Below are 2,876 nucleotides of genomic sequence, written 5' to 3' on the forward strand. Positions count from 1 at the left end.
CGCACCGTCTTTTGTTCCTGAAGAGACTAACCCTGAAAAGTTTTTCATCACATCAGGAATATGTTGTCCAAGATCAGCTAAATTAGTTGAAATGTTGTGAGTGATCGTTTGGAATTTAGTCATACTGAGCTCCTTTTTTTAGAGGGTCATAAATAAAACGATATGTAATTTTATATAATATATTAATATAAATTAAAAGCGACTACGATTGTATCTTTGAGCTATTTAACTTCATCAAGTAAAAAGAGAGGTTTCAAGTGAATGATAAAATAGGGCATATATTTTCTGTCAGCACCCAAAGTGCTTTATTGGGTTTAATATCTTCATCAATCCCATTCACAAAGTGGGTACGTGAGTGTTTCCCTTTTGGCGTTACGACTTGAACGCTTTTAATTGAATTCTCCTGTATACGTTTATTTTTGTTCAAAAATTATCCTCCTTATCTTCAAAAACGCCGGTATTCGTCTCCAACGTCAAGTTTGTTTCTCAAGGTTAAGTTGCTTTGATTTTCTTTGGGTACGTTGTATGTTGTTCTATATTCATCGATTAAACTGATTCAATGCATGATTAGGGCTCTCCATGTTTGATTTGCATTTTTTACGTGAGTTGTTAGGTGAGGGTGTTCAATTTTTACAGTTACTCTTAGAAACACTCTCAGTGATTTGTGTTGTGATTGGGCTAGGTAACACATTGATAGTGCTAGGGCGATTAAAAGGTGAAAGCGTTGCTCGTTACTGTTTTGGGCGTTGGCTTGCGATGGCATTAGAGTTTCAGCTCGCCGCCGATATCTTAGCCACAACCGTTGATCCTGATTTAGATAGCCTGATTAAGCTTGGGATCATTGCAGTGATACGTACTTTCTTAAATTATTTTTTAGCGAAAGAATTAGAGCATCAGACTAAATAAAATCTGCTTCGCTTTTTATTTTTATGTGAAGATAACCATCTTATTGTGATAACATTTTATTGAGCACCTTGAACCCCAATTCAGTTAAGATCCAACGGTTTGATATGTGCCATTGAATACTAATCAAAGTGGAAGTAGGCTTAATTTATCCATCCAATATAGGATAAACTCAAAGTGATCAGTACTTATTCAATTCAATGTCACACACATGACACACGCATAAGGGCCATCTCTGTCTTGGCGACGTTCAACATAAACAGCTAACACGCCACGACAATCTGGCACCTCCTTACCAATATAATGCTCGCTATTACCAACCCATTGATACTTTCCCCTACAATAACGAGCAAGGCGAGAGCCTAAATGTTGCTGATGGATCTTCATTGCTGCGGATTTACGGATGATATTCATGGTTCACCTCATACTAAGCCATGCTCAGCGAAAGAGAAGATTTGCTGACCACCGATGATCAGATGGTCAAGCACTCGTACTTCAATTAGCTGCAATGCTTTTATTAATTGTTGCGTGATAGATTTATCCGCTTGGCTTGGCGTGATATCGCCTGACGGATGATTGTGTGCAAAGATAACGGCAGCAGCATTAAAATGAAGTGCTCGTTTGACGACTTCACGAGGATAAACCTGTGTGCTGCTAATCGAGCCAGCAAACAGGGTTTCACTGCTTATCAACTGATTTTGTTGATTCAAGTAGAGCACAATAAACGCTTCACGCTCTAATGCTGACATTTTTAGCCGTAACCAATCCCTCACATTTTGCGTTGATGTAAAAGCAATACCCGGTTCACGCAGATACTTAACCAGTATGGTCAACGCACGTTTGATAGTACGTTGTTCATTAGGAAGCAGTGTTAAGGTATTCGTATAAGTATTGATACTCTCCATCGTTAATATCTCCATCATTACGAGGCTAGTTGAAGCATATTTTCAGCCATCACCCACAAGGCTCGGTTAAGCTTCACATCACCATCAATCCCATTCACTGAACGCGTGCGAGCGCGTTTACCTTTCGCATTTCTGCCTGATAATCCCCCTTTAATTAAATTTTCTTGCAAACGTTGGTACACCGTCCAAAGATCGTCCTTCTTATCTTCAACACGGCGTGGCTGTAATACTTGCGCTTCGGTCACAGGTTGATGTGCTTCACCATAACGATATGTGAGAGCAGATTGAGCAAAGATGTGTTGGGCTGGTGGCGGTAATAATAGGGACTGCATGGCATCACGTTGCTCATCCATGCGTTCAAATAGCCCTAACACTTCATAAGCCCCTTCAATCACTTTTTCCACCACATCACCTTTATGCGGTACACGCACCTCACCAAAGGTTTGTCCGCAAATTAAGCCATTCTGACAAACGAATCGGAACATCCCCGGTAACATCTGATAACTCGATGAGCCATCATGACTATTGAGCAAGATAATCTCAGGCACTTGCTGACTGGTGATTTGACCTTCACGACGTAGACGTAACATATGCTTGGTGTGCTCTCGGCGACTAGCATCACGTACACGGGTCTGGCAAGCAAAGAACGGATAGAAGCCTTCTTTTTGAAGACTATCCAATAAGGTAATCGTAGGGATGTAAGTATAACGTTCACTTCTGGATTCGTGTTTTTCTTCTGAAAACACACTGGGTACTGTGCGAAATAACTCTTCGGTAGTTAGCGGGCGGTCACGACGAATAGAGCAAGCATTGCCAAAACGGGAAGCTAAACGAGACATAGGGGTTCTCCTCAATAATTAAACTGATAAATCATTCGATAAATGGATTAAATGAAGATTGCTGGTGGGGGGAAAGATAAAACCGTGACAGATAAATCAGTCTATAAGGCGAAAGATTTGAGCTTGCTCCGGATGCTGTATAGCGTAATCACGCAACAGGTAAAAATATTCCACCAGCACAGGGCTTTCGGTTTTAAATGACCAGATGCTATACACCAGTAAACAGACT

At 40.7% G+C, this 2,876-nt stretch carries 6 protein-coding genes; 1 reads left to right on the top strand and 5 read right to left on the bottom strand.

What is annotated here, in order from left to right; translation table 11 throughout:
* Window positions 1-253 precede the first annotated feature (253 nt).
* A complete protein-coding gene (locus PR675_RS20570; RefSeq protein ID WP_272582965.1) occupies window positions 254-427 on the bottom strand; it encodes a hypothetical protein in 174 nt (57 codons plus the stop codon).
* Between the two features lie 152 nt (window positions 428-579).
* Here PR675_RS20570 and PR675_RS20575 point away from each other — a divergent pair, with 152 nt between their 5' ends.
* Window positions 580-906 carry a DUF1622 domain-containing protein gene (locus tag PR675_RS20575; RefSeq protein WP_006662575.1) on the top strand — a complete coding sequence of 109 codons (327 nt, stop codon included), beginning with the start codon at window positions 580-582 and terminating at the stop codon, window positions 904-906.
* Between the two features lie 189 nt (window positions 907-1,095).
* Here the strand turns inward: PR675_RS20575 and PR675_RS20580 are convergent, their stop codons facing one another.
* The 4 genes from PR675_RS20580 to PR675_RS20595 form a co-directional block, all read right to left on the bottom strand.
* Window positions 1,096-1,317 (bottom strand): DUF987 family protein, encoded by a 222-nt coding sequence (locus PR675_RS20580; protein ID WP_272582966.1) that lies wholly within the window; start codon window positions 1,315-1,317, stop codon window positions 1,096-1,098.
* An 8-nt stretch (window positions 1,318-1,325) separates the two neighbouring features.
* The gene (locus PR675_RS20585; protein ID WP_272582967.1) at window positions 1,326-1,808 is read right to left on the bottom strand and encodes a JAB domain-containing protein; all 483 of its coding nucleotides are present in this window, start codon (window positions 1,806-1,808) and stop codon (window positions 1,326-1,328) included.
* Window positions 1,809-1,825: 17 nt separating this feature from the next.
* On the bottom strand, window positions 1,826-2,647 hold the full coding sequence (locus PR675_RS20590; RefSeq protein ID WP_272582968.1) for a DUF932 domain-containing protein: 822 nt from the start codon (window positions 2,645-2,647) through the stop codon (window positions 1,826-1,828).
* 96 nt (window positions 2,648-2,743) lie between these two features.
* Window positions 2,744-2,876: antirestriction protein (locus PR675_RS20595; RefSeq protein ID WP_272582969.1), on the bottom strand; the 133-nt coding region annotated here is incomplete at its 5' end.

The sequence above is a fragment of the Providencia sp. PROV261 genome, assembly GCF_028477945.1.
GTDB lineage: Bacteria > Pseudomonadota > Gammaproteobacteria > Enterobacterales > Enterobacteriaceae > Providencia > Providencia stuartii.